The organism is Pseudoalteromonas sp. S408, assembly GCF_005886645.1.
Lineage (GTDB): Bacteria > Pseudomonadota > Gammaproteobacteria > Enterobacterales > Alteromonadaceae > Pseudoalteromonas.
Map to the genome: position 1 here is coordinate 1 of NZ_PNDY01000092.1, position 270 is coordinate 270.

1 pseudogene is annotated in these 270 nt (G+C 39.3%); it reads left to right on the forward strand.

From position 1 onward, the window contains the following. Nucleotides 1-270, forward strand: a pseudogene (locus tag CWB62_RS18735) (S9 family peptidase); the annotation flags it as partial.

Genomic DNA, 270 nt, shown 5'->3' on the forward strand with positions numbered 1-270 from the left:
ATTTAACTTTTCACGTATTGACCAAAAACGCTATGCCGATATTGAGATAAAACATGTCATTTCGGGTTCTGTCCTTAACCTAAATAATTTACCTCAAGGGGAAATCAGAGATGTGCAATGGTCTGCGAATAGTCGTTTTTTGAGCTTTGTACTTGAGCAGGTAAACTCAGCGACACTTTGGGTGTTTGACGTACAAAGAAGAAGGCTAGAGCAAGTTACTCAGTCAACACTCAATGGCTTTTTGACAACTTCACCTTATCAATGGTTACC